Annotated in this window: 28 protein-coding genes; 11 read left to right on the top strand and 17 right to left on the bottom strand. The window is 66.9% G+C overall.

What is annotated here, in order from left to right:
* Nucleotides 1-69: 69 nt before the first annotated feature.
* The 3 genes from OHB23_RS21300 to OHB23_RS21290 all read right to left on the bottom strand — a co-directional run bounded on the left by OHB23_RS21300 (nt 70) and on the right by OHB23_RS21290 (nt 1,953).
* Nucleotides 70-873: an alpha/beta fold hydrolase gene (locus OHB23_RS21300; protein WP_222646524.1), complete on the bottom strand. Its 804-nt coding sequence runs from the start codon at nt 871-873 to the stop codon at nt 70-72.
* Between the two features lie 22 nt (nt 874-895).
* A complete protein-coding gene (locus tag OHB23_RS21295) occupies nt 896-1,480 on the bottom strand; it encodes a dihydrofolate reductase family protein (protein WP_222646525.1) in 585 nt (194 codons plus the stop codon).
* Between the two features lie 68 nt (nt 1,481-1,548).
* Entirely contained in the window at nt 1,549-1,953 is a 405-nt protein-coding gene (locus OHB23_RS21290) for a DUF6157 family protein (RefSeq protein WP_261781853.1), read from the bottom strand.
* 49 nt (nt 1,954-2,002) lie between these two features.
* Here OHB23_RS21290 and OHB23_RS21285 point away from each other — a divergent pair, with 49 nt between their 5' ends.
* Together OHB23_RS21285 and OHB23_RS21280 are read left to right on the top strand one after the other, a co-directional pair.
* Complete coding sequence (locus OHB23_RS21285; protein ID WP_328810369.1) at nt 2,003-2,836, top strand: helix-turn-helix transcriptional regulator; 834 nt, start codon at nt 2,003-2,005, stop codon at nt 2,834-2,836.
* The gene (locus OHB23_RS21280) at nt 2,833-3,249 is read left to right on the top strand and encodes a hypothetical protein (protein ID WP_328810368.1); all 417 of its coding nucleotides are present in this window, start codon (nt 2,833-2,835) and stop codon (nt 3,247-3,249) included. Before OHB23_RS21285 ends, OHB23_RS21280 begins: the two co-directional genes overlap by 4 nt.
* 36 nt (nt 3,250-3,285) lie before the next feature.
* Here the strand turns inward: OHB23_RS21280 and OHB23_RS21275 are convergent, their stop codons facing one another.
* A complete protein-coding gene (locus OHB23_RS21275) occupies nt 3,286-3,636 on the bottom strand; it encodes a VOC family protein (RefSeq protein ID WP_222646528.1) in 351 nt (116 codons plus the stop codon).
* A 237-nt stretch (nt 3,637-3,873) separates the two neighbouring features.
* Between OHB23_RS21275 and OHB23_RS21270 the strand changes: the two genes are divergently transcribed.
* The 3 genes from OHB23_RS21270 (at nt 3,874) to OHB23_RS21260 (ending at nt 5,391) form a co-directional block, all read left to right on the top strand.
* A complete protein-coding gene (locus OHB23_RS21270; RefSeq protein WP_037184052.1) occupies nt 3,874-4,110 on the top strand; it encodes a hypothetical protein in 237 nt (78 codons plus the stop codon).
* 76 nt (nt 4,111-4,186) lie between these two features.
* A complete protein-coding gene (locus tag OHB23_RS21265; protein WP_328810367.1) occupies nt 4,187-4,399 on the top strand; it encodes a hypothetical protein in 213 nt (70 codons plus the stop codon).
* A gap of 38 nt (nt 4,400-4,437) precedes the next feature.
* On the top strand, nt 4,438-5,391 hold the full coding sequence (locus tag OHB23_RS21260; RefSeq protein ID WP_328810366.1) for an ABC transporter substrate-binding protein: 954 nt from the start codon (nt 4,438-4,440) through the stop codon (nt 5,389-5,391).
* 52 nt (nt 5,392-5,443) lie between these two features.
* Here OHB23_RS21260 and OHB23_RS21255 read toward each other — a convergent pair whose 3' ends face one another.
* From OHB23_RS21255 to OHB23_RS21245, 3 genes are all read right to left on the bottom strand, one after another.
* Nucleotides 5,444-6,442, bottom strand: coding sequence for a phosphoglycerate dehydrogenase (locus OHB23_RS21255; RefSeq protein WP_328810365.1), 999 nt, complete (start codon nt 6,440-6,442; stop codon nt 5,444-5,446).
* A 6-nt stretch (nt 6,443-6,448) separates the two neighbouring features.
* Nucleotides 6,449-7,975 (bottom strand): SLC13 family permease, encoded by a 1,527-nt coding sequence (locus OHB23_RS21250; RefSeq protein ID WP_328810364.1) that lies wholly within the window; start codon nt 7,973-7,975, stop codon nt 6,449-6,451.
* A gap of 537 nt (nt 7,976-8,512) precedes the next feature.
* On the bottom strand, nt 8,513-9,676 hold the full coding sequence (locus OHB23_RS21245) for a mandelate racemase/muconate lactonizing enzyme family protein (protein ID WP_285189404.1): 1,164 nt from the start codon (nt 9,674-9,676) through the stop codon (nt 8,513-8,515).
* A gap of 97 nt (nt 9,677-9,773) precedes the next feature.
* On the opposite strand from OHB23_RS21245, the gene OHB23_RS21240 reads away from it, so the two are divergent.
* Entirely contained in the window at nt 9,774-10,469 is a 696-nt protein-coding gene (locus OHB23_RS21240) for a GntR family transcriptional regulator (RefSeq protein ID WP_328810363.1), read from the top strand.
* 43 nt (nt 10,470-10,512) lie between these two features.
* The gene (locus OHB23_RS21235) at nt 10,513-11,586 is read left to right on the top strand and encodes a tartrate dehydrogenase (protein ID WP_328810362.1); all 1,074 of its coding nucleotides are present in this window, start codon (nt 10,513-10,515) and stop codon (nt 11,584-11,586) included.
* Nucleotides 11,587-11,649: 63 nt separating this feature from the next.
* On the opposite strand, the gene OHB23_RS21230 is transcribed toward OHB23_RS21235, so the two are convergent.
* Entirely contained in the window at nt 11,650-12,357 is a 708-nt protein-coding gene (locus OHB23_RS21230; RefSeq protein WP_328810361.1) for an NADPH-dependent F420 reductase, read from the bottom strand.
* Between the two features lie 56 nt (nt 12,358-12,413).
* Nucleotides 12,414-13,037, bottom strand: coding sequence for a TetR/AcrR family transcriptional regulator (locus OHB23_RS21225; protein WP_328810360.1), 624 nt, complete (start codon nt 13,035-13,037; stop codon nt 12,414-12,416).
* A 139-nt stretch (nt 13,038-13,176) separates the two neighbouring features.
* On the opposite strand from OHB23_RS21225, the gene OHB23_RS21220 reads away from it, so the two are divergent.
* Nucleotides 13,177-14,511 carry an NtaA/DmoA family FMN-dependent monooxygenase gene (locus OHB23_RS21220; RefSeq protein WP_328810359.1) on the top strand — a complete coding sequence of 445 codons (1,335 nt, stop codon included), beginning with the start codon at nt 13,177-13,179 and terminating at the stop codon, nt 14,509-14,511.
* 3 nt (nt 14,512-14,514) lie between these two features.
* On the opposite strand, the gene OHB23_RS21215 is transcribed toward OHB23_RS21220, so the two are convergent.
* A complete protein-coding gene (locus OHB23_RS21215) occupies nt 14,515-15,351 on the bottom strand; it encodes a helix-turn-helix transcriptional regulator (protein ID WP_051613009.1) in 837 nt (278 codons plus the stop codon).
* A 99-nt stretch (nt 15,352-15,450) separates the two neighbouring features.
* On the opposite strand from OHB23_RS21215, the gene ilvD reads away from it, so the two are divergent.
* On the top strand, nt 15,451-17,289 hold the full coding sequence (gene ilvD / locus OHB23_RS21210) for a dihydroxy-acid dehydratase (RefSeq protein WP_328810358.1): 1,839 nt from the start codon (nt 15,451-15,453) through the stop codon (nt 17,287-17,289).
* A gap of 13 nt (nt 17,290-17,302) precedes the next feature.
* On the opposite strand, the gene OHB23_RS21205 is transcribed toward ilvD, so the two are convergent.
* From OHB23_RS21205 to OHB23_RS21175, 7 genes are all read right to left on the bottom strand, one after another.
* Nucleotides 17,303-18,352, bottom strand: a complete 1,050-nt coding sequence (locus tag OHB23_RS21205) for an ABC transporter substrate-binding protein (protein WP_235578788.1) — start codon at nt 18,350-18,352, stop codon at nt 17,303-17,305.
* 46 nt (nt 18,353-18,398) lie between these two features.
* Entirely contained in the window at nt 18,399-19,073 is a 675-nt protein-coding gene (locus OHB23_RS21200; RefSeq protein WP_328810357.1) for a hypothetical protein, read from the bottom strand.
* A gap of 150 nt (nt 19,074-19,223) precedes the next feature.
* Nucleotides 19,224-20,411, bottom strand: coding sequence for an SGNH/GDSL hydrolase family protein (locus OHB23_RS21195; protein WP_328810356.1), 1,188 nt, complete (start codon nt 20,409-20,411; stop codon nt 19,224-19,226).
* 32 nt (nt 20,412-20,443) lie between these two features.
* Nucleotides 20,444-21,367, bottom strand: a complete 924-nt coding sequence (gene bla, locus OHB23_RS21190) for a class A beta-lactamase (RefSeq protein ID WP_328810355.1) — start codon at nt 21,365-21,367, stop codon at nt 20,444-20,446.
* Entirely contained in the window at nt 21,364-21,633 is a 270-nt protein-coding gene (locus tag OHB23_RS21185) for a metal-sensitive transcriptional regulator (protein ID WP_027504397.1), read from the bottom strand. The genes bla and OHB23_RS21185 overlap by 4 nt, the downstream gene beginning before the upstream one ends.
* A 60-nt stretch (nt 21,634-21,693) precedes the next feature.
* Nucleotides 21,694-22,113, bottom strand: a complete 420-nt coding sequence (locus tag OHB23_RS21180) for a DUF302 domain-containing protein (RefSeq protein WP_027504396.1) — start codon at nt 22,111-22,113, stop codon at nt 21,694-21,696.
* Between the two features lie 25 nt (nt 22,114-22,138).
* On the bottom strand, nt 22,139-24,205 hold the full coding sequence (locus OHB23_RS21175; RefSeq protein ID WP_328811684.1) for an MMPL family transporter: 2,067 nt from the start codon (nt 24,203-24,205) through the stop codon (nt 22,139-22,141).
* Between the two features lie 363 nt (nt 24,206-24,568).
* Here OHB23_RS21175 and OHB23_RS21170 point away from each other — a divergent pair, with 363 nt between their 5' ends.
* Nucleotides 24,569-25,000, top strand: coding sequence for a DUF6153 family protein (locus OHB23_RS21170; RefSeq protein ID WP_328810354.1), 432 nt, complete (start codon nt 24,569-24,571; stop codon nt 24,998-25,000).
* Nucleotides 25,001-25,085: 85 nt separating this feature from the next.
* The gene (locus tag OHB23_RS21165; protein ID WP_027504393.1) at nt 25,086-25,712 is read left to right on the top strand and encodes a DUF305 domain-containing protein; all 627 of its coding nucleotides are present in this window, start codon (nt 25,086-25,088) and stop codon (nt 25,710-25,712) included.
* Nucleotides 25,713-25,759: the final 47 nt, after the last annotated feature.

Genomic DNA, 25,759 nt, shown 5'->3' with positions numbered 1-25,759 from the left:
ACGAGCTGTCCCGCGGTCACCCGTTGTGCTCGAGCTGATCCGAACGTCTCGCCCGCGTGGCGAGTTGGTTCACTCCGTGAAGAACCGACGGAGGACTCGGGCAAGCGCTTCGGCATCTGCCACATGTCCACCGACCTCGAGGGTGACCCGTCGGGCATCGGGCAGAGCGTCGGCTGCGGCGTCGGCCGCCCCTCCGAAGAAGTCGACGGGCAGTCCGGCCATCTGTGGGTCGATGCCGACAGTCGTCGTCAGCAGTACCGGTTGCCGAACGAGGGCGAGACGGTGGACTGGCGGAGGTCCGTCGCCGAGGCATTCCGCGTCGTATCGCAGTGTCGGCGCGAGCTCACGCAATGCAGACCACACAGGGGAGGCCTCGGCGCCCGCGATGTCGTCCTCCGAGGATCCGGCGAGTCGCATGAACAGGCGCAGTACGAGGTCGCGGTCGTCGGCGTCGAGTGCTGACTCGAGCTCACGCCTGTACGTATGCCAGGCGGAGATCATCGGGGCCTCCACCTGGTACGGCACCTCGTGAACGGCGACGCGGTCGACGGGAAGCCCTGCTGCGGCGGCTTCCAGCGCCAACGCACCTCCGGACGACGCACCGAACAGATGCGCGTGCCCTCCGGCAGTGTCGATCACGGCCGCGAGATCCTCGACCTCCCGCCCCACGGAATACGACGGAGCGTCACCGCTGTCACCTCTGCCGCGGCGCTGGTAGTTCACCACCGCGAAGTGATCGGCCAGGTGCGTGCCCAGCGGGTGGTTCTCGGCGCCGTCGTCCAGACCGCCCCCGACGAGCACCACCGCCGGCCCGTGAGTGCTCAGGCGGTCACAGGAGATCGGTGTGCCGTCGGCGGAACGGACATGCGGCATCAGACCCACGCTCCCTGCCGCGTCATCGACGGGCCACGTAGTGAGCGATGATCACACCCGTGGTCGTGGGAACGGACCTGACCAGCTCGAGATCGACCCGGTCGGCCGTCCCGAACAGTTGCGTGCCCGATCCCAACACGATCGGATGAATCTGCAGCACGTACTCGTCGATCAGGTTCGCCGCGTGCAGGCTACGCACCAGCTCGCCGCTTCCCATGATGGTCAGCGGCACGCTCGTGCGTTCTTTGAGTCTGCGCACCTCGTCCACCGCGTCACCGGCGACGAGGTGGGAGTCGGGAAACTCGAGAGTGGTGTCGGTGGACCTCGACACGACGTATTTCGTCGTTCGGACCAGCACATCGGTGAAGGGATTCGGCTCGGACGTCGTTGTCCAGAAGCCGAGTAGATCCTCGTACGTCCTCCGGCCGAACAGAAGCGCACCCTCGTCGCTCATGCCATCCGCCGCGAACGACATGGAGATCTCGTCCTGGTATCCCTGGCCCCAACCGCCGTGGACGAACCCTCCTCGGTCGTCCTCGTCGGGCCGTCCGAGGCCCTGTATGACTCCATCGGTGCTGATGCTCTGAAACGCGGTGATCGTCGCCATCGCTGCCAATCCTCGAATAGGTGGGCTGTCAGTCGTATCGACCCGGCGGGTGGCCGAAACTCATCGCGTCACCGCCGGGACCGCATCGCGCTCTTCTGCGTGATGCGGGGGTCCGAGCTGAGCGCGTCGTATTCCGCGGTGCCGACGGCGAGGAGCGCGACACGTTCGTTCTCGTCGTGGTGAATGCCCCAGCCGTACCGTTTCCCCAACGGAGACGCGCGCAAGCATGCCCGATCGGCGGCGAAGAAGCTCACACGATCAGTTGTGGGGCGGGTCTGTTCGAGCCCGGACCGCTCCACGTGTACGGCGTACAACACGTCGTCCGATGTGAGTGTGTAGGGGGCGTCGGCGATCATTCTGTACTGCAGTTCGGCAATGGTCGGCTTGTCGTTCTTCGTCGGTGGTTTCTCGCCCGAGGTGGCAGGGCAGTCGGGCGCCACTCCGATGAAGACGTTGCGGTAGTTGGTGGTCATGAGTACATGATGTCCGTCGTTCGAGGCGGTCGTATTGCACAATTACGACATGGGCGAACGGCCGATCGACGTGACGGAAAGGTCGGGCGTTCTGGTGCCGTCGAATCTCGAACGGTTCGCAGCACGGTGGTCGCCACCGGCCGGGTCGATCGCGGACGTGGTGGACACATACTGGGCTGTCGAGTGGAACTTGGCTTCGAACGAGCAAGTCACGCAACGGGTACTGGAATTCCCGGCCATCACGGTGAGCATCGAGTCGGGTGATGTCCCGGCTCCGTTCATGGTCACCGGCGTGCAGCGATCCGCGTGGGTGCGCACGATCCGAGGCGCCGGAACGGTGTTCGCGATTCGTTTGCGGCCCGCGGGTCTGGCCGCGATATCGAGCCTCACGCCGTCGAACTTGTCTGCACAGACGCCACTCGAGCGCGGTATGGACGCGACTCTCTTCGACATGATGACCGAGATCGCACAAGCTGAGGATCCCGCGGCGCGCGCCGATGAGGTGATCGCGGAGGCCCGGGCCACCACACCGCCCTCGCACGAGCATCTTCTGGCCAACGCTGTGGTGGACACGCTGTCGCGGACGGTGCGTTCCCGAACCGGCTCGCGGCTGGCAGCCGAAGTGGGTGCGAGTGAGAGAGCCGTGCAACGGGCCCTGCAGTCCACGCTGGGTATGGGACCGAAAGCGGTGGCTCGCCGTATCCGGCTGCAGGAGGTCGTGCGACAACTGTCCATTCCTGGTGTCGATGTCTCCGACATCGCGGTATGCCTCGGCTACGCAGACCAGGCGCACCTCATCCGGGACTTTCGCGGCGTTGCCGGGGTGACGCCGGGGCAGTACGTACGTGAGAACAGCTCGTCGGAACGAGAGGATCGATCGTGAATGCACTCGGACCGTTGCTCCCCATTCTGGGGACCTGGAACACGAACGGGCGAGTTGTCGGAGACGGTGTCACCGTCGTCGGCACGGACACCTATCGAAGACTGCCTGGCGAATCCTGGATCGCCCACGACGTCGACGTCGTCATGGGCACCGACCACGTCGTCGCACATGAGCTGATCGGTGGAGAGCACTCTTCGGGTGGGTGGGCCATGTACGCGTTCGACAGCGCCGCGCAACCGACGCTCATGCGGTTGACCTTGCAGGACGACGCCACACTTCTGCTCGAGGGCGACGGCGTGCGGAGCCGGCTGGACCTCCGCGCCGGTACCGGACGAATGCGTGCCGAGTGGGAACGTGTGGACGACGGGGCGTGGGCACCGTGGATGACTCTGACTTTCGATCGCATCGTGTGACTCGGCTGCACACATTCGTCCCGATCGTCGGGTCGGTCAGTACACCGTCCGGAAACCGCCTATCAGGGTGATGACGTTGCCGTCGGGATCGGTGATCGGCGCGAGCCGAACTCCGTTGGTGGCGTCCGTGGTGTCGCCGACGGCGAGTCCGCGGCCCGCGAGCTCGGTGGTGTGAGCGTCGAGGTCGTCGACGGCGAGGTTCGACCGCGTCCGGCCGGCCCGGTCGGCATCGAGGAACACCTGCATCCACGCCCCCGGCACGATCTGCCACTCGATCAGACCCGGCATGGGGTTGTTGTCGGGTTCGCGTCCCAGCAGGCGCGTGTACCACTCGCGTGCGACATCGATGTCGCGCACGGGTACGACGGTCAGTACGTGGTCGATCATGGGCTCGTCCTCTCGTCGGATGTCACTGATGTGGACCGGCGCGAGGTCGGGAACTCATCGACCACGCGACCGCTGTGCGTGATCCGGTGCAGCTGACCGTGCTGGACACGGTTCACTGCACCGGATCGTCCGACACATGGGAGTGGTGAGGGGTGTGGCAGCAGGGGCGAACCAGGCTCGGCTCGCTATCGTGAGTGACTGGACCGGCACGGTCGATGACGATGGAGGCGAACCGGGGTGGCGGACGATTCGGACGTGGCGCAGGCGCGGGTGTTTCTCGCGGCGCTGGACGACGAGATCGCGACCGTATCGGTTCAACTCGAGGACGCGCGTCGGCTCGCCGCAGAAGCTCGGGCCAGGGGGAACGCGCCCACCGGTACGTGGCACGAGCAGCAGGCCGCGACACACAAGCGGACTCTGCGAGAGCTGCACCGGCAGACGCAGAATTTGCGCACCCGGTTCGCGCTGGCCTGAGATCCGAACGCTGGAACCTCCGCGAACGGGATCGGCGCGATCCGGAGCGGTGGACTCGACGTCGTAGGGTCGACGTGTGAGGACACGACTCGGCGCTCTGGACCGTCGCACCCGCACAGCGCTCGGCGGCCCCGGGCTCGGGGTGGTCGCGCTTGCTGCGCTCGTCGTACTCGGTGCCGTGATCCTCGTACACGCGGTGGACCCGGATGCGTGGGTCGTGGCGGTAGTGCTGGCGCTCGTTGCGCTGGTCGTCAATCTCGGAGGGGCCCGTTGTTCACGCAGACGGTGACTCACTGAAGTGAGGTAAGCCTGCGCTAACATTCGGACATGTCGACCATCTCCGCCGGGCGCGCCGGCGCTCTCCTCGCTGCCCTCGCTCTGGCTGTCGCCGGGTGTTCCACCGAGTCCGGGAGCAGTTCCGGTGGGGAAGGGTGGTCTCACACCACTGCCTTCGGCAACACCGTGTCGCTGGACGCACCGCCGGACACGGTGGTCGTCGACGCGTACTCGGCTGCCGCACTGTGGGACTACGGTGTTCGCCCTGCCGGGGTCTACGGCTACGGCATCACCAACGGGCTGGGTCTCGGTGACGCGGACCTCGATTCCATGACCGTCGTGGGTACGGATGCGGTGTTCGAGACGGAGGTGGCGGCGACTATGGGCGCCGACCTCGTCGTCGGCTATTCCGCCGAGACCGATCCCACGTCCTGGATCTGGTGGGAGGCAGCGCAGGCCGAGCAGATCAACGTCGTCGCTCCCTTCCTGGGCATCGACCCGTCCTCGTCGCTCGACGGAACGCTGGATCAATACCGTTCGCTCGCAGCATCACTGGGCGCCGACGTGGACTCCCCGGAGATCGCATCCGACCGTGCGGACTACGACGCGGCGAAACAGCGGGTGCGCGATGCTGTGGCCGCGAATCCCGGCGTGACGGTGCTGCCCGTCAACGCGGCCGCCGACGCCGTGTACATCGGAACGGAACAGTTGTCGGTGCTGGGACTGCTCTCGGACCTCGGTGTGAGTCTCGCGGGTCCGGGATTCGACGGACCGTGGGCGACGGTGAGCTGGGAGAACGTTGCTCGGTACCCTGCCGACATCGTTCTCGAGTACCCCGCGAGCCGTGAGGTGCTGGACGCCTCACCCGTCTACGGTTCCATTCCTGCGGTCACCTCGGGCGATGTTCTGGACTGGGACGACAAGCGTCCCACCACCTATGCCGAGTACGCGGACTGGCTCGACCGCCTTGCGGACGCCGTCGACCGCTCGAGCTCGTCGACCTGACGCCGACCGGGGGGTACTCCTGCATGGTCCAGGGGCCCCGTTCGGCGGCGGCTCAGGATCGTCCCGTCGCCACCGCCGACTCGTTGATCGAACCCGCAGCCGGCCGACCGGCCAGTGCTGCGACGACGGACTCGGCGGCGGCAGTACCCGCATCGGTGCGCGCCTCGCGGGTCTGACCGGCCAGGTGTGAGGTGGCGACGACCGTGGGCATGGCCAGGAGCGGGTTGTCCGGGTCCGGTGGTTCGGTGGCGAAGACGTCGAGCGCCGCTCCCGCGATGGTGTGGTCGCGGAGCGCGTCGACGAGGGCATCCTCGTCGACCATCGATCCGCGGGCCGTGTTGACCAGGTAGGCAGAGGGTTTCATCTCGGCCAGTGCCGCGGCGTCGATGACGGGTGCGCCGCCGGCACGGGCGTGGAGGCTGACGAAATCGGACTCGCGGAGCAGAGTGGTTCTGTCGACGTAAGTGACCTCGAGTGCGGGGTCGGGATGGCCGGTGGAGATCAGGACGGTCATGCCGAACGCGTGAGCGAGGTCCACGACGGCCCGTCCGCTCGGCCCGAGGCCGATGATGCCGAGAGTCGCGCCCCGTAGCTGTCGAGTGTCGTGGCGTGGCCACTCTCCGCGCCGCACGCCGTCGGTGGTCTCGCCGATCCGCCTCGCGCACATCAGGAGCAGAGCGAGGGTCATCTCGGCCACCGCATGGCGGTTGGCTCCGGGGGTGTTGCAGACGAGGACGCCGTGAGCGGTGGCGGCCTCGATGTCGATCGAGTCGTATCCGACTCCGCTGCGCGCGATCACGCTGAGGGACGGGGCCGCGGCGAGCATGGCGGCGGTGACGGGTTCGCTGGCGATGATGGCAGCGTCACTCGCGGCGAGGAGCGCGGCCATCTCACCGTCGGGGCGGGGCCCGACGGCGGGGGAGTGGACGGTCTCGTGACCGTGCGCACGGAGCAGGGTGTCGACGTCGTCGCCGGGGTGGAGGTAGTCGGTGGTGATGAGGACAGTGGACACGGTGTTGCCTTCCTCGGGAACGGTCGTGCTGTCGTGCACTCGCGGCTACTGGTCGAAGTCCGCGGGCACGACGGACAGGTCGAGTCCCCAGATGTGCGGGAGGTAGAGGAACGTCGCAGCGACGAGGAGGACGAGTGCGGCGATGTTGAGCCAGAAACCGAGTCGCACCATGTCCATGATCGCGATCTTGCCGGTTCCGAACATCACCGCGTTCGGCGGTGTTCCCACGGGCAACATGAAAGCGCAGTTCGCTGCCATCGCGGTGGGAATCATCAGAGCGTAGGGGTGGACTCCCAGTGCCACACCGAAAGCTGCCATCACCGGAAGGATCATGGTCGCCGTCGCGGCATTCGACGTGATCTCGGTGAGGAACAGGACGAGCGCGGCAGCCACGAGCACAGTCAGCACGATGTGAACTCCATCGAGGACCAGCAGGCGGTCGCCGACCCATTCCGACAGTCCTGACTCCACGAACCCTGCGGCGATGGCCAGACCGCCGCCGAAGAGAACCAGAATTCCCCACGGGATCTTCTTGGAGTCCTCCCATTCCAGAATTCGGCTCTGGTCACCGCGCCGAGTCGGCACCATGAACAACAGGATCGCTGCGACGACGGCGATCACTCCGTCGCTGATACCCGGCAGGAGGTCGTCCCAGATGAAGCCTCGGGTGATCCACATGAACGCGGTGCCGACGAAGATCGCCAGGACGATCTTCTCCTCGTAGCTGAGAACTCCGAGCTGTCGTCGTTCTTCCAGGATCACGTTCTTCCCACCGGGAAGCTCGGTGAACCCGAATCGATAGGTGACGAACGTCAGGTAGAACCACGCGAACGCCAGGAGTAGAACGACGATCGGCACTCCGAACAGCATCCACGAGCCGAAACTGATGGTCTGCCCGAACAGTTCGCCCGACACTGCGGCGAGTACGGCGAGCGGAGGAGTTCCGATGAGCGTGCCGAGCCCGCCGATCGTCGCGGCGTACCCGATGCAGAAGACGATGCACTTCTCGAATTTCGGAATCTCGTCAACATGCTCGCCGTCGCGGAGCGCCTGCGCAGCCTGATAGGCCACAGCGAGACCGACTGGGATCATCATCATCGTGGCCGCGGTGTTGGAGACCCACATCGACAGGAACGCGGTGGCGATCATGAACCCGAGAATGATGCGCCGCGGGCTGGTTCCGATCATCGCCACGATGGTCAGCGCGATCCGCTTGTGGAGGTCCCATTTCTCCATGGCAATGGCCAAGGAGAAACCACCAAGGAACAGAAAGATGATGTCGTTCCCGTACGACGAGACGACGAGGTCGCCGTCCACCGCGCCGGTGAGAGGAAGCAGCACGACCGGGAGCAAGGACGTGACGGGAATCGGGATGGCTTCGGTGATCCACCAGGTACCGATCCACAGGGTTGCCGCGAGCACGGCCACGCCGTCGCGGGACAGACCTTCCGACTGGAAGAACAGCAGAGTCACTGCGAACAACAAAGGACCGAGAGCAAGGCCGACCAGTCGGGGAGTCGTGTAACCACCCGGTGGCTCGCTACGGGGCTGATCGTCCTCGTTCGGCGCCATGTCCGGTCGATACGTCGTTGTGGACGAGTTCCTGGTCGTACGGACGCCGACCGACTCGGATCTGGGCGAGCCTTTCCCGACGGAGTAGAGGACGAATCTCTTGATCTGCCGGTGTGATTCCCACAACTCGTCCCATACCCGGTGGACCGAATAGGCTGACATGACGTACCTTTCTCGAGGTTGCGAGGGTTCGTGAGCTACGTGTGACGCGCCGGGGTCGTGACCCGGCGTCGACGATCGTGCTGTTGCTGTGTGCCCGGATCGCCGAACAGCACGTGCCGCACAGAGTCACGTTCGGTGACTGTCGATCTGCTCCGCAAGGGAGAGTCGCGCGCGGAGACACCTGTGCGGAACGCACTCGATGGTGCGCAGGGTGAAACTCCGGCAGTGCGGGACAGGGCCCAGCGACGGGGCTCGTCGTTCTGTGGAGTGGTTACCGGGCGCGAGGAACGGACTGCGCTACCCGCTGAGTATCGGTCCCGCGGGTAGCGCTTCCCCCTCCGTCATGCGTCGAGCCCTCGGGCTGTCACGACGTGGTCAGTGCAGCTCGCGCAGCACCTTGTAGAAGGCGGCCTTCTCCTCGAACCCGATGCCGGGGCTCTCGGTGAGTCCCACCTGGCTCCGTTCGACGACGGCGCCGTCGGCGAATCCGCCGGTGGGTTGGAACTCGCCGGGGTAGGACTCGTTGCCGCCCAGCTTGAGTGCGGCGGCGATGTGCAGGGAGAACTGGTGACCGCCGTGCGGGATGCACTGGCGGGAGGACCAGCCGTGGTCCTTCAGCATCGACTGGATGCGCAGGTACTCGGTCAGGCCGTAGCTCAGCGCGGGGTCGACCTGGATGATGTCGCGGTCCGGACGCATGCCGGCGTACCGCACGAGATTGCGGGCGTCCTGGAGGGAGAACAGATTCTCGCCGGTGGCGATACGGCCCGAGTAGTTCTCGGAGAGAACAGCATTCAGGCGGTAGTCGAGGGGGTCGCCGACCTCCTCGTACCAGAAGAGGCCGTAGGGCTCGATGGCCTTGCCGTACTCGAGAGCGGTCGCCAGGTCGAAACGACCGTTGACGTCGACTGCGAGACGTGAACCGTCACCGTCGAGCACCTCGAGGACCGCCTCGATGCGGCGCAGGTCCTCGGCGAGGTCGGCGCCGCCGATCTTCATCTTGACCACGTGGTAACCCTGGTCGAGGAATCCGCGCATCTCGTCCTGTAGATCCGCGAGTGTCTTTCCGGGGGCGTAGTAGCCACCGGCGGCGTAGACGAACACGGAGTCGTCGGGTGCACCGTCACCGTGCTTGTCGGAGAGCCAGCGGTAGAGCGGCTTCTCGGCGATCTTCGATGCGAGGTCGAACAGTGCCATGTCCACCACACCGACGGCGACCGATCGCTCGCCGTGTCCGCCCGGCTTCTCGTTGCTCATCATGGCGTCCCACGCGATGGTGGGATCGAGTTCGCCCTCTGCGTCGAGGAGCGAGTCCGGCGTCGCGTCGAGCAGGCGCGGGATGATGCGGCGCCGCAGGATCTCGCCGGCGCTGTAGCGGCCGTTGGAATTGAAGCCGTACCCGACGACGGGCTCGCCGTCGCGCACCACGTCACTCACGATGGCGACGATGGAGCAGTCCATCTTGCTGAAATCGATCCAGGCATTGCGGATGGAGGAGCTGATCGGAACGGTGCCCTCGTGGACGGAGGTGATCTTCATGCTGGACCTCTCTTGTATCTTGTAAGTCTTATAAGATGTTTCCAAGCTATACTCGCCGTGACCGAGAGCACAACCCCCTGTCGAGAGGCGGACCATCGTGGCCGTTGCGCAGAATGTCTTCTCCAGCAAGGGAGACGTCGCCTACGCCCAGCTCCGCAGCTGGATCCTGCTGGGAACTCTGCCCGCGGGCTCGCGTCTGGCGCAGTACGAACTGGCCGACCGCCTGCAGATGAGCATCACCCCTCTACGGGAGGCGGTGCGGCGCCTGAGCAGTGAGGGGTTGATCGAACTCGACAGTCACAAGAACGTGCGCATCGCACCGATGTCGGCCACTCAGGCGCGACAGCTCTTCGAGGTGCGTCTGTCGCTCGACCCCACCGCTGTGGAACTGGCTGCACAGCGGCGCACCGAACGGGACATCGTCGACATGCGGGCCACGGCGTCTCGACTGGTCCCGGTGACTCAGAAGTGGGGGGAGGAGGGGCTGATCGCGCACCGCGAGTTCCACCGCACCCTGTACCTCGCGTCCCACAACGACGTACTCATCCACCTGCTGGAAGACCTGTGGGACAAGTCCGACAGGTATCGGCGGGTGGGCCTGGAACTGCCACCGGGTGCGGAACCCCGCACCATCGATCTCGACGAGCACTTCCAGATCCTCGAACTCGTCGTCTCGGGTGACAGCCACGCGGCGGGAGAGCTGACACGCAAGCACATTCTGAACAGCCTCACCGCCGCAGCGATCGACGCGCTCGAAGGTGACGAGCTCACCCACCATCAGGACTCTGCCTGACGCCTCCGTCAGCGACTCCCACACACCGAAAGGTAGGCACCCCATGGGTTCCACTCATCGCATCGCCGTCATCCCCGGAGACGGAATCGGTAAGGAAGTAGTACCCGAGGGCATCAAGGTCCTCGAAGCAGCCGCGAAGGCATTCGACTTCACCCTCGACCACGAACAGTTCGACTACGCCAGTGCCGACTACTACACACGGCACGGAAAAATGATGCCCGACGGCTGGTTCGACGAACTCGTCGGATTCGACTCGATCTTCTTCGGTGCTGTCGGATGGCCCGACACCGTCCCCGATCACGTCTCCCTGTGGGGCAGCCTGCTGCAGTTCCGCCGGCACTTCGACCAGTACGTCAGTCTCCGCCCGGTCAAGCTGCTTCCGGGTGTCACCAGTCCGTTGGCCGGGCGCGAACCCGGTGACATCGACTTCTACGTCGTACGGGAGAACACGGAGGGCGAGTACTCGAGCGTCGGTGGCACGATCTTCGAGGGCACCGACAGGGAGACCGTTCTCCAGGAGACGGTGATGACCCGTGTGGGCGTCGACCGAATTCTGAAGTACGCCTTCGACCTCGCCCGGACCCGCCCGAAGAAGCACCTGACCTCCGCCACCAAGAGCAACGGGATCTCGATCTCGATGCCGTACTGGGACAAGCGGGTCGAGGCCATGGCCGCTCACTACGACGATGTGCGCGTGGACAAGTACCACATCGACATTCTCACCGCGAACTTCGTGCTCCACCCGGACTGGTTCGACGTCGTGGTCGGGAGCAACCTGTTCGGCGACATCCTCTCCGACCTCGGACCGGCGTGCACCGGCACCATCGGAATCGCGCCCAGCGGAAACATCAACCCGGAGCGGCGATTCCCCAGTCTGTTCGAGCCTGTGCACGGCTCCGCTCCCGACATCGCCGGCCGTGGCGTCGCCAATCCGATCGGTCAGATCTGGAGTGCGTCGATGATGCTCGAACACCTCGGTGAGAAGGATGCTGCCGCAGCGATTCTCACCGCCGTCGAAGAGGTCCTCGCACGCGGAGGCGACTCCCTCACGCCCGATATGGGTGGTACCGGCACGACTGGGAGCCTCGGCGACGCGATCGTCCGCTGCATGGGCTGAGGCCAGGTCGGGCCGAGCAGTCGAGTCGGCGCCCGATCACCCACTGCGCAAGGTCCGCTCGCCTCAGAACTGCCGGGCGGCGACGTCGGGGCGGTGGGAGGCGTCGAGAAGTTCACGGAGTCGGTCGGCGGGGACCGGCGCGCCGGGGTCGGCGAGGTAGTCGGCGGCGAGTGCGGCTTGATCGGCAGCGTAGATCGGCGTGTAGGCACCGGATTCGGGTTCGAAGCTCCAGGACTCGGCGAGGGTTCCGGCGTCGACGGTGTCGAAGCCGAGGGCGTTCACGATGGCCGCCACGCGTGCCTTGGCATCGGCGTCGTCCCCGGCGATCGGCAGTGCCGTGCGGGGTGTGGAGTTGGCCAGGTTCGGGATGTGGTGGAACAGGATGTTGTTGAACGCCTTGACGATTGTGGTGTCGGGTAGCAGTGCCTGCTCGTACTCGGCGGTGGTGCTGTCGAGGGAGTCGAGTTGTGCGATGCGTCCGTCACGATGTGGGTAGTAGTTGCCGGTGGAGAGGACGGTCTTTCCGGCGAAGGCGTCGACCGGGAGGTTCCCGTACGCTCCGAGCGGCACGGACAGCAGCGGGATGTCCCCGAACTCTGCGGCGTCGCGGACCGTGCCCGCCCGAGCGCCGGGTCCCAACTCTGCGATCAGGTCCGTCAGGGACTCCGGTCCTCGCGAGTTCGCGATCAGGACCTCGTGGCCGGCGGCGACGGCGAGTCGGGCCACCGCGGATCCGATCGATCCGCTGCCGATGATTCCCAAGCGTGTCATGGTGCTGTCTCCTTCTGTCGATGTCGTCTCACGGTCGTGAAACGAGAGGTCGTCGATCATGTCTCGGCGGGTGCGCCGGTCGTGTCGCGGGTGCGTGTGGTGGTCTCCCACCCTCGGCGGGTGAGGGTGGCCAGTGCTGCGGCGGAGTCGCGGTCGGCCATCGCCGCACCTCGGACCCAACTCGTGGCGAGGCCGGCGAGGAACAGGTCGCGTGCTCGGACGTCGGAGCGTGCACTGCCTTCGCGCTGTGCGGCCTCGAGGAATTCTTCGGTCGTCGTGATGAATCCCTGACACGTCGTGGCGAGCGGGGACTGGTCCGTCGTCGTCGCGGCCCGCAGAGGTTCGGGTAGCCCGTCGAACGCGCTCGCCCAGTCGGTCAGTGCCTCGAGCCACCCGTCGAGGGCGTCGGCCGCGGTCGTCGATCGGGTGCGGAGCTCGTCGCGTCGGGAGACCAGTGCGTCGTCTCGTGCTGAGAGCAGCGCGGCGAGAAGTGCTTCCCTGCTGGGGAAGTGGCGGTAAAGCGTTCCTGCGCCGACACCTGCCAGCTTTGCGATGGCATCCAGGGAACCACTGACTCCGTGTTCGGAGAAGAACTGTTCGGCGACGCCGAGGATGTGGTCCCTGTTGCGGCGTGCGTCGGCTCGCGGGGCGCGAACCTTGCTGATCGCGTCGTCGGCCACGTCGGTCACCTCTCTGTTGACAAAGCGGGGAGTGTCTCCATATCTTGCTTAAGTGGAGACTACCTCCTCTTGGCGTCGATGTCGACAGCCGGTCGTCTCCCGACGCGACCACAATGCTCTGCCACAGAAAGAGGACACGATGTCCGAACAGATGATCATCGGCATGCATCTGGGCAACGGGTACGGCAACCTGCCCGGCTCCTGGCGGGCACCTGGAGTCGATCCCACCAGCTATGCGAGCTACGACGCGAAAGTGCGGCACGCGCAGGCGGCCGAGAGAGGAAAGCTGCAGTTCCTGTTCCTGCCCGACGGGCCCACCCACGTCGGCGACATCGCGAACGAGCCGCCGAATTTCAACCTCGATGTCATGATCACTGTGGCTGCTGTCGCGCGCGAGACGACTCGGATCGGCCTGGTGGCCACCGGCTCGACCACCTTCACCGAATCGTTCACCCTCGCGAGGCAGTTCAAGGCGCTCGACGTTCTGAGTCACGGTAGGACGGGGTGGAACGCTGTCACCTCGAGCGGCGAGGATGTCGCAGCCAACTACGGCAGGTCATTGCCCTCGGGGCCCGAGCGCTATGCACGGGCGCACGAGACAGTGCAGCTGGTGCAGTCGCTCTGGGGCAGCTGGGGAGAATCCGCCTGGGTGCACGACCAGGAGACCGGCCGCTTCGCGGATGCCGAACAGATCGCTCCGATCAACCTCGGTGGTGCCCATGTCGCCTCACGCGGTCCGCTGTACATCCCACCGTCGGAGCAAGGACAACCGGTCATCTTCCATGCCGGTGGAAGCGCGAATTCTCTCGAGCTCGCCGGTCGTTTCGCCGACGCCGTCATCGGTGCCGCATTCACCATCGAGGACGCACGCGCACAACGCGATGCGTTCCGACGCGCGGCCGAGCTGGCCGGGCGAGACCCCGATGAGATCCGGTTCTTCGCCGGTCTGATGACGTCGATCGCCGACACGCGGAGGGACGCCCTCGATCGTCGAATCCTGCTCAGCGGGCGGACTTTCCCGCAGCGCGCGGCCTACCTCGGACGCATGCTGGGACTGCACCTCGACCACACGCACCTCGACGAACCACTGTCGGCCCAGCAGTTGTCCGCGGCCCGCCCGTCACCGGGCGACCCCCGATCGGGTCACGCTCTGGCGATCGCGCGCGAGGGCTGGACCGTCCGAGACATGCTCGCGCACAGCGTCATCGACTACCACCCCGTCATCGTCGGACCGGCCGCGGACGCCGCCGATCACATGCAGGAATGGTTCGAGGCGGGAGCAGTCGACGGCTTCTGGGTCTCACCGGACGTCTACGACGGAGGGATCGACGCCCTCGTCGACGGAGTCGTCCCGGTCCTGCAGGACCGCGGCCTGTTCCACCGAGAGTACGAGGGGACGACCCTGCGCGACCACCTCGACGTCCCGGCGCTGTACGGACCCGATCCACGTGTGACAGGCCGTGCCGACGTCTGACCGTCACTCGCCGATCAGGCGCTGCACCTTCTCGCGAGTGTCGGTGCCCGCGACAGGAAGGTAGACGACGATGTTCACGTCCTTGTGATCGGTCGGCGCCAACTGGTGGTGCTCGAAGCGCAACTCTCCGACGACAGGGTGCCGGAAGACGCGCTCACGCGAGGCGAATCCCTCGATGTCGCGGTTGTCCCACCCGTCGGCGAACGTGTCACTCGTCGAGCGGAGCCGATCGACCAGGTCCGTGAACGAGGGAGTGCCGAGGGCGGCGCCTCCGTCCGCCCGGAACTCTGCGAGGAAGCGTCTGCTGTCGGACTCCCAGTGCGGGAGCAACTCGCGCACGTACGGGTCGGTGAAGACCAGCCACAGAAGGTTTCGGTCCGCTGCCTCCACGGTCTCGATGCGGGGGAACAACGCACGGTACGCACGATTCCATCCGGCGATCGTCCACTCCGGACGGAGAGCGAACGCGGGGAAATCGGTGAGGGCATCGAGCAGACGTTGCACGGCCGGAGGCGTCGTCTCCGCGCTCGACGGGGTCGGCGTCGGCGGGTGTCCCGCGAGGTCGAGAACGTAATCGTGCTCGGCAGGCGTGAGGTGGAGCGTCGCGGCGACGGCATCGAGGACTTGGCGTGACGGGTGGATGTCCCGCCCTTGTTCGAGCCAGGTGTACCAGGTGACGCTGACATGGGACAGCGACGAGACGTCCTCTCTACGTAAGCCTGTCGACCGGCCCCGCGGAACGGGCGGCAACCCGAGCCGCGACCGTGGCAGTGCCGAGCGGCGGGCGCGCAGGAAAGCTCCCAGCTCACGGCGCGCGGCGAAGTCCCGGTCGGTGGTCACACGGCAACTCTACGATCGTCCACGCGTGAAGGTGGTGGTGGTGATACCAGTACCGGAGCTGTCTTCCTGCCGCGGCACTCGACCGGCATCGTCGTCCCCATGCCTGCACTTCGATCGAGAACCGTCACGCACGGACGCAACATGGCGGGGGCCCGCGCGCTACTACGCGCCGCGGGGGTGAACGGCGACGATTTCGGTAAGCCGATCATCGCCGTCGCGAACAGCTTCACCGAGTTCGTTCCCGGCCACACCCATCTCCAGCCGGTCGGCCGCATCGTCTCGGACGCGATCACCGCAGCCGGCGGCATTCCGCGCGAGTTCAACACGATCGCGGTCGACGACGGCATCGCGATGGGACACGGCGGGATGCTCTACTCGCTGCCCTCCCGCGATCTCATCGCCGACTCCGTCGAGTACATGGTGAACGCACACTGCGCGGACGCTCTCGTGTGCATCTCGAACTGCGACAAGATCACCCCCGGGATGCTCATGGCCGCACTGCGACTGAACATCCCGGTGGTGTTCGTCTCGGGCGGTCCGATGGAGGGTGGCACCGCAGTGCTCGTCGACGGCACCGTGCGAACCCGACTCACCCTGGTGTCCGCCATGTCCGATGCCGCCGCCGGTGACGTCTCGGACGAGGACCTGGCACGCGTGGAGGAGTCAGCGTGCCCCACGTGCGGGAGCTGCTCGGGCATGTTCACGGCAAACTCGATGAACTGCCTGACCGAAGCGCTGGGGCTGGCTCTGCCGGGCAACGGAACCACGCTCGCCACGCACACGGCGCGTCGGGACCTCTACGAGAATGCCGGGCGCACCGTGGTCGATCTGTGCCGTCGGTGGTACGACCACGACGACGAGTCGGTCCTTCCTCGGCAGATCGCCTCACGCGCTGCGTTCGACAACGCCATGGCCCTCGACATCGCGATGGGTGGATCGACGAACACGATCCTGCATCTCCTGGCCGCGGCACGCGAGGCTGAACTCGACTACAGCCTCGACGACATCGAGAAGCGTTCGCGGATGGTCCCATGTCTGTGCAAGGTGGCACCCAACGGGCACTACCTCGTCGAGGACGTGCACCGCGCCGGTGGAGTGCCCGCCATTCTCGGTGAGCTCCGCAGGGGCGGGCATCTGCACGATCACGTGCACACGGTGCATTCGGAGTCTCTCGCCGACTGGCTCGACCGGTGGGACGTCCGGTCCGGGTGTGCCGACGAGGCCGCGATCGAGTTGTTCCACGCCGCACCGGGATGCGTGCGTTCCGCCGCTGCGTTCTCGCAGTCCGAGCGTTGGGAGACGTTGGATCTCGACTCCGCCGGCGGATGCATCCGCGATGTGGAGCACGCGTACTCGGCCGACGGCGGCCTGGCGGTTCTGCGCGGCAACCTGTCCGCCGACGGGTGTGTGGTGAAGACGGCGGGCGTCGACGACTCCATCCTCACCTTCACCGGCCCGGCCGTGGTCGTGGAGTCGCAGGAGGACGCATGTGACGCCATCCTGTCCGGACGGATCGTGGCCGGCGACGTGCTGGTCGTGCGGTACGAGGGTCCGCGCGGTGGGCCCGGAATGCAGGAGATGCTCTATCCGACAGCATTTCTCAAGGGTCGCGGCCTCGGGGCATCGTGTGCGCTGATCACCGACGGCCGCTTCTCCGGCGGGACATCGGGTCTGTCGATCGGGCACGTGTCTCCGGAGGCGGCCGCGGGTGGCGTGATCGCTCTGGTCGAGGACGGGGACAGCATCACCATCGACATCCCGCACCGCTCGATCACACTGGACGTCGCCGACAGCGTGCTCGCGCAACGACGTTCTGCCCTCGACGGCTTCCGGCCCCGCCACAGGCAGCGCGAGGTGAGCGTCGCTCTCCGTGCGTACGCCGCGCTCGCACTGTCCGCAGACAAGGGTGCGGTGCGCGACGTCGATTCGCTCCGGTGAGTCCCGTGGTTCGTCACCGCTCCGTTGCGTCGACCGCCGTCGCCAAGCCGTCGACGAGAGTCGGGAGAAAGTAGGGAATCGTCAGTGCCGTCGGGCCGATGGCGGCCCCGGCTTCCTGGCCGACGAATCCGGCGACGGCACCTGCCGCCACAGCGGGGATCTGCCGCGACACGTCGGATGACAGGAACTCCCGGAGTGCCGCGTCCGTGTCCACCTGTGTGAAGACGACAGAGGCATCGATTCGGGAGATCTCCTCGGACGACACCGCGGTCGAGAACGTGGAATCACCGGTCGCCAGTTCGGTGACGGACGGATCGGACGTGAATCCCAGGTTCTCGAGCAACTCGACGCGCGGGTCCGAGGGAAGCAGGAGGTAGTAGACGTCCTGCGCCTCGGACACGTAGGCGATGGTTCGGTCTCGGAACTCGGGGTGTCCTGCGCCGGCATCGACGACCTGCTGGTCCAGTTCTGACACGAGTTCCGTTGCCTCGACGCTCTTTCCGAGAACCTCACCGGTGACACCGATCGTGTCTCGCCACGGAGTCGACCAGAGCTCGGACGGCGGTGCGACCACGGGAATGCCGGCCGATGTGACCGCGTCGTACTCGCTCCGAGTGAGGCCGGAATGTGGTGCCAGCAGGACGTCGGGGTCGGCTGCGACGAGCTTCTCGACCGACAGGGGACCCAAAACGTCGTCCAGGAGAGCCGGTGCCTCACCGCCGTTCCGGGCGATCGACTCGGCGATCCACGGGTACGTCAGGTCGTCACCGCCGCCGTACGTGGTCGACGGCATGGCCACCGGCATCACCCCGAGAGCCAGCACGGCATCCGTGGCGCCGGCACCCCAGGTGGCCACGCGGGCGGGTGTCGAGTCGAGGACAGTCTCGCCGTACATGTGCCGCAACGTCTTCGGGAACGATGCATCGGCGGTCGTCGCCGAACCGGGGTCAGCGGGGTCCGACGAGCTGCAGCCGACGAGGTGCGCGGTCACCGCCACGGCGGCGATGAGAACTGTGATCGAGCGTCTCGTCCATCGGGGAACGCTGCCGGGAATACGCATCATGCCTTGATGCTAAGGGTAGGCTGCCCTCATAACGCAATCAACGAGGTCAGGTGCCGGTTCCCCGTCGCCCGACTGAATCGACGATGACCCGTGCCTGCGCCACCGACGAGCGCCCGTGAGAATCAGCGACCGCGCGCAGAAGTGCGGATGCGGCGGATACGGAAAGCTCGTGCCTGGCGGCCATCATTCCGATCGCCGTGTGCACCACGTCGGTGTCGGGGCCGGGCTGTGCACCGTTCTCGGCGGCGAAGTCGGTGGCGCACAGAGTGCCGAGAGAGTGCGCCAGTCGGCCGAGAGGGCCGTCGAGCTCCGTCGACCACCCTCGACCTCTCCAGGTGCGTCGGTGAAGTTGCAAGGTTCCCGACGGTCGGGCGCGGGGGCCCACAGGGAACACCCGTAGCCACCCGACGCCCAGGACGCTCAGGGCGCCGGTCACCTGCGGCCACCGCAGGCGATCGAGTGAATCCTCCACCGCGGCATCGTGGACCGCACCGTCGGCGAGAGCGTCGACGACCGGACCGAGCCCGATCGCCTGGAGTTCCCGTGCGACGCGGGCCGCCGTCGCGTCTGTCACGTACGCGACATTCTGCGCCGACCGGTCGCCGGGCGGGGCCAGAACCAGGGCGGCGCCGTCGGCGCCCGTCAGATCGACACAGACATCCACGATGTCGGTGATAATCGACGTGCGAAGCCCGCCGTCGTGGTTCCCCGCGCTCACCATCGAGGGTGGTCGTCCCTTCTGGTTGCGCGAACGACTGCAACGCGCCCACTGGTCATGGTGAACGAGTGATACCCGGGCCGCCGCGCCTCCACACAGCGTCCGGCAACTCGTCGACGCCCGAGGTGGCGGCGGATCCGGCCGTAGCCACCGTCACCCTCTCGACGCGTCGTCGGGCACGTCGTCTGTCGTCGTCGGCGCGAACGGCCCTGACGGGCCGAAGGCGATGTCCGCGAAACGCTGTCCCATGACGGCGTGGGCGTCGGTGTCGGGATGCAGGTTGTCCGGAAGTGGGTGGCGCCGTTCGTCGTCCTCGCCGAAGAGCATCAGTCCGTCGAGGTGGTGGAGGTTCGGGTCGTCCGATCGACTGTCGACGATCTGAGCGAGCGCGTCACGGATCACGCGAAGTGTCAGGCGTCCGAGCGCGATGTCGCCCTCCGTGCCCGTCGCGCGAAATCTCGCGGAGCCGGCGGCGAACGAGTCGGGATCGATCGCCCCGGGTCCCGGAGTGTTCTCGTGGATCGCGCAGTGGATCGGCGAGATCAGCAGCAGCGGTGTGGTCGGGTGCCCGTCGCGGACGGTGTCGAGGAACCCGTGAACTGCGGGAACGAACGAACGAAGGCGCATTGCATCGAGGTTGACGACGTTGATGCCCAGCTTGACGCTGATGACGTCCGCGGGGGAGTCCCGCACGACGCGAGCCATGAACGGATCGACGAAGGCGCTGCCCCCGAAACCCAGGTTGCGCAGCCGAACGCCGGCACGACGGGCCGCGACGACAGGCCAGATGCGCGTGGGGCTCGCGGCGTTGGATCCCTGGCTGATCGAGCTGCCGTGGTGCAGCCACCTCGGTCCGCTCGTCGGCGCCGGGTGCAGAACGGCATCAGCGGACAGCGAGACCAGATCCACCTGTTCGTTGTGGGGGAGCCAGATCTCGACCGTCTTCTCCCCGGCCGGCAGATCGGTGAGGGTGATGCGTTCCGTCGTTCCCGGGTGGACCGTGCTCGTCCCGGTGGTCGGATCGATCTCGACGGTGTCACCGCCCGACAGCACGTGCGACTGAAGCACCGAGTCGTTCACCACCACGTCGACGGCGCCCCGGTCGCGCATCACACCCCGGTAGGTCATGCGCGTGGTGTGGACCTCGAGGACCATCTGGACGGCGGTCGTGCGCGCGGCGATACGTACTCCGGACGGTTGCGCCTCCATCATCGCGAGCTGCGGGTCCGCATCGCGTTGCCGGACGGCACGGGGGAGCCGGTGTGGGCGCACGCCCCGATCCACGCGTTCGAGCTCGGCTGCACCGAGGACGATGTCGTCGTTGAGTGGTGCGGTGATCATACTTTCCGAGACTACCTAACGGTGTTCAGGGGCTACCGAACGGTGTTCAGGACGACCGCGGCGCTCTCGCTCACCGCGGCGTCCTCGTATGGTGCCGAGGCGTCGTTCTTCCGTGTCAGCACCGTCAGTACCAGCGGGGGACGGCCGGGTGGTGTGACGACGGCGATGTCGTTCCGCACGGCCCCGGCGCCACCCGACTTGTCGGCCACCGTCCATCCGCTCGGCGCCCCCGCGCGGACGAGTGCGTCGCCCGTGGCGTTCCCGCTCATCCACTCGGCCAGGGTCGGTGCGTCGGCATCGGTCGACGAGCCGGCACCCCGCAGTGCGGCCAGACTCGTCGTGAACGCGTCGGCGGTGGTGGTGTTTCCGGTGCTGTCGGGTCCGACCGTGTTGAGGCCCGGCTCCACGTCGACGATGTCCGTGACATCGTCGCCGAGTCGGGACAGAGCCGCATCGAGCTCTGCGGGACCGCCGATTTGGTCGAACACGAGGTTGGTCGCCGTGTTGTCGCTCTCCCGCACGGCCGCTTCCGCCAACTCGGCCGCCGTGAGTCCGGTGTCCAGACGTGCCGTGGTCACCGGTGAATATCCCGCGCGCTCGATGTCGGCCGCGGTCCACCTCACGAGGTCGTCCCGAGCGTCCTCAGGGGTTCGTCGCAGGAATTCGGCTGCCAGGAACACCTTCACTGTCGAAGCGAAACCGAAACGTTCGGCTCCGCGATAGCTGATCGTCTCGCCGGTCCCGGTGTTCAGGAGGCTGACACCCACCGTCACGTCGTAGCGCTCCTCGACAGCCTGCAGTCCGGTCGAGACGTCGTCGCGCTCTGCTCGACTCGACGTGGGAGCCGGCGAGACGGGCACACCGCCCGAGGGAGCGCACGCGGTGAGGGTCAGGGCGACGACAGCGAGCGCGACGCGCGGTCGGGCCGCCGTGTGCAGGAGTGCTCGTCTCGTCACGCGAGTGCGAGGAACAGCTTCTCGAGTTCCGCCTCGGTCATGGGTTCTTTGTTGTCGGCGGTGGCACCGGTCATACATTCGCGCAGGCCGGTGGCGACGATCTTGAACCCTGCCCTGTCGAGCGCGCGCGAGACGGCGGCGAGCTGGGTGACGACCTCCTTGCAGTCGCGGCCGTTCTCGATCATCGAGATGACCCCGGTGAGTTGGCCGTTGGCGCGCCGGAGTCGGTTGAGTACCAGTGCGATGCTGTCGTCGTCGCCGACCATGATGAACTCCTGTCAGAACTGCCGTGAGCTTCCGATGGTACCCCCGGGGGCATCAGAGTCTCAGTGTCCGGGTGCCGGTTCGTCGGCGAGCGTGGCGATGGCAGCGCGGAGCTTGGTCGCTGCGTCGTGGGCGACGTCGCCGAGCGCCGGCACCCCGGTCGACTGGACCATGATGTCGGGGTTCATGGCGTCGACGATGATCACGTCGGCGTTGTCCGGGTCCTCGCGGACGACGACGTTGCAGGGGAGCAGCAGGCCGATCTGTCGCATGACGCCGACGGCGCGGTGGGCCAGGGGCGGGTTGCACGCGCCGAGAATCAGGTAGCGCTCCATGTCCTCACCGAGCTTGGCTTTCAGGGTGGCCTGCATGTCGATCTCGGTGAGCACGCCGAAACCCTGCTCTGCCAGGGCGTCTCGGGTGCGCTGGACGGCGGTGTCGAAGTCGGTGTCGGTCAGGGTGGTGGTCAGAGCGATGGTCACGAGTGTCGTCCTTCGGTCGGGGGTGTCAGTGGGAGAAGCTGATGGACGGGAGGGCCTTGCGGAGCCAGGCCGGTGACCACCAGGCGGCGGAGCCGGTCAGTCGGAGCAGGACGGGCAACAGGATCAACCGAATCAGGATGGCGTCGAGAAGCACGGCGACGCCGAGGATGATGCCCATCTCCTTCGGCGGGAGCGGGTCGGCGAGGGCGAAGGTGAAGAACACCGCCACCATCACCGCGGCCGCGGCGAAGATGACCCGCCCGGAGTGGGCGAGACCGTCGATCATCGCCGTCGTCGCGTCGCCGGTGCGCTCGAAGTGCTCCTTGGCGGTGGCGAGGAGGAACACGGTGTAGTCCATGGCGATGGCGAAGATCATCGCGAAGAAGAACACCGGTCCCCAGCCGTTCAGGAAGCCCTGCGGAGTGAAGCCGAGCAGCGAGGCGCTGTGCCCGTCCTGGAAGATCAGCTTCGCGACGCCGAACGCGGCGGCGGTGGAGAGCAGGCTGACCGCGGTGCCCAGGAACGCGATCAAGGGTGCTTGCAGTGCGACGAGGAGCAGCACGAACCCGAGGATCAGGATGATCGTGACGACGAGCGGCAGGGAGCCGTTCAGGGCCTGCTGAAGGTCGAGGTTCTCCGCGGGGGCGCCGCCGACCAGCGCCGACTCCGGGAGCTCGCCGCGCAGGTCGGCGAGGATGGTGCCCATCGACTCGTCGGAGGGGTCGACCGCCGGAATCGCTTGCAGGAGTGCGTAGCCGGAGCCGTCGGCGGCGGGTTGCGGTGGGGTGACCATGGCGATGCCGGACACCTGCGCCGCGGCGGCGGCCGTGTCTGCGGAGTCGGTGTCAGAGACGACGATCTGCAGTGCGCCGGGGGCTCCGTCGCCGAACTGCTGCTGGACGAGGGCGTAGCCCTGCCGCACGGGCGCGTCCTCGGGGACGACGGAGATCGACGGCATCGCGACCTTCAGGCCGAGAACAGGCAGCGCCAGTGCGACGAGGACGCCGATCGAGGCGAGCGCGAACGGCCACGGGTGCTTGTGCAGGAGAGCGCCCCACGCGGCGAACACCGACGAGCGGTGCTGCTGACGCTTGGCGTAGGGAAGGGACGCGGCATCGACCTTCGGTCCGAGCGCGCCGAGGGCGGCGGGGAGCAGGGTGAGGGTGGCGAGCAGGACGAAGGTGACGGCGAGTATGATCCCGACGGCCATGGTCCGCACCGCGGGGGCGGGGACGATCAGCACGGCGGACAAGCTGACGAGGACGGTGAGTCCGGACAGGACCACGGCTTTGCCGGCGGTGTCCATGGTCTCGGCGACGGCCGCGCGGGGATCGCGGGAGCGCAGGGCGTCGCGGAAGCGGGCGACGAGGAACAGTGCGTAGTCGATGCCGAGTGCGAGGGCGAACATCATGGCGAAGTTCATGGCCCACACCGAGATCGGGGTGATCTCGTTCAGCAGGACCAGCCCGCCGGCGGAGGCGACGAGACCGGCGATGGTCAAGAGCAGCGGGAGTCCGGCGGCGACGAGCGAGCCGAACGCGAGGACCATGATGGCGAGGGTGACGGGCCAGGAGATGAGTTCGGCCTGGATCATCGCGTCGTGGTTGGCCTTGTTGAAGTCCGACCACAGCGCCGACGCTCCGGTGGGGTAGACCTCGACACCGTCGCCGGAGAGTGCGGTGAGCTGGTCCTTGACGTCGTCGACGGCGGTGACCATCTCGTCGGTGGTGCCGTCGGCGCCGGCGATGAGGATGCCGGTGTGTCCGTCCGGGCTGATCGTCATCCCCGGCTGCGGGGGCACGATCTCACCGAAACGCGGGTCCGCGTTCAGGATGTCGGTCGCGCCGGTGAGCGCGGCGGTCGCTGCCGGGTCGCTCAGCGCACCGGAGTCGCTGTGGACGACGACCTGCACCGCGGCGGAGGAGTTGCCGCCGAAGTGCTCCTCGGCGAGCTCGCGGACCTGCACCGATTCCGATCCGTTCGCCTGCCACCCGGCGCCGGCGAGGGACGAGAACACCGACGGTGCAGCGGATCCGAGGGCGATCAGCAGAATCAGCCAGGTGCCGAAGACCCAGCGGCGGCGGGTGACCATGGCTGCGCCCCACCGGCCGAGGCGGCCGGGGGCACTGTCGTGGTGGTCGCCTGGCAGGGATTCGGCGACGGTGTCGGACTGGGACACGGTGGACTCCTATACGGGTGGGGGTATCTGAGCGGCCTGGATCGGCCATCGTCGAGAAGTGGTGTGAGGGTGTGCTCAGCGGTGGAACTGTGAGCATTCGGCAAGGGGGCCCACAGGACACTCCTTCCGCGTTCGATCCGCTGTACTGCGCACACCGTGTCACATACGAGGGGGGGTATGCAAGTACCCCCTGGGGTATCTGACCGAGGTTGCCGGGTGTCGGTGCGACGACCGCCCGACTTACCCCCAGGGGGTACTCGTCGGTACGCTGGGGCCGTGTTGCACAGTCTTCGGCAGCGACGTTCGCTGACCCTCGCTGTGCCGATGGCCTGGTGGGCCGTCTCGATCGCACTGGGCGTGGTGCTGATGCACATGGTGGTGCCCGTCCAGACCGCCGCGGCCCATGAAGCGATGCCGAACCACCACGCGTCGATGGACGCGGAGGTCCACGCTGACGCCGCCACGCACACCGCGGAGCCCGGTCCGGCGGCGGAGCGACTGCCGTGCCCCGGCGGTCACGACATGATGCATCCGTGCATCGGGACGGTCACCTCGTTCCCGCCGATGTCGGTCCCGATCGGGGCCGTCGAGTGCCTGCCGGCGCTCGATGACGCATCCGACCGTGTCGTCATGATCGTCGCCCGCGCAGGTCGAGCTCCACCATGGGCGCTGTCCTCGCTGGACGACTCGGTACTTCTGCGGGTGTGACGGGGAGCCCGGGGCAGTGATGCCCCGACGGATCGCACGTCGATTCAGACCCCTATCCCGTTCGACACACCTCAGGAGTACGCCCATGCATGTCAAGAACACGACAGTCACCACTCTCGCCGCTGCCGCGATCGGAGTCGCCCTCGTCGCCGGTTGTGGCGACGACGGGTCGTCCGCGTCGATGGAGGGCCACTCGATGGGTTCCTCGTCCATGGAGTCCGCGCCGTCTCAGGATCCCGCTGCGGACTTCGCCGACGCCGACGTCGCGTTCGCATCGATGATGTACCCGCACCATGCTCAGGCTGTCGAGATGGCCTCCATGGTCGACGGGCGTTCCACGAACCCGGACGTGGTCACGCTCGCCGACGAGATCGCGGACGCGCAGGGACCCGAGATGGACCAGTTGGCCTCATGGCTGGCGGAGTGGGGTCAGCCGTCTCCGTCGGCAACGCCCGACGACATGCAGGGCATGGATCACGGGTCGGGGAGCGGAATGATGAGTTCGCAGGACATGGCCTCCCTGACGGCCTTGTCCGGCGACGAGTTCGACCAGCGGTGGCTGACGATGATGATCGACCATCATCGAGGTGCGGTCGCCATGGCGGAGACGGAGATCGAAGAGGGCTCGAACGACGACGCGGTCGCGATGGCTCGCACGATCGTCGACACGCAGAACGCCGAGATCGCCAGGATGGAACAACTTCTCGGTTGACCTCCGGCCGACGGCCGCCACTCCGACGGGAGTGCCGGCCGTCGGGT

Origin of the sequence: Rhodococcus sp. NBC_00294, from assembly GCF_036163995.1 — a bacterium.
GTDB lineage: Bacteria > Actinomycetota > Actinomycetes > Mycobacteriales > Mycobacteriaceae > Rhodococcoides.
The sequence above is the reverse complement of the archived record's forward strand: the minus strand, read 5'-3'. Positions and strand labels throughout refer to the sequence as shown.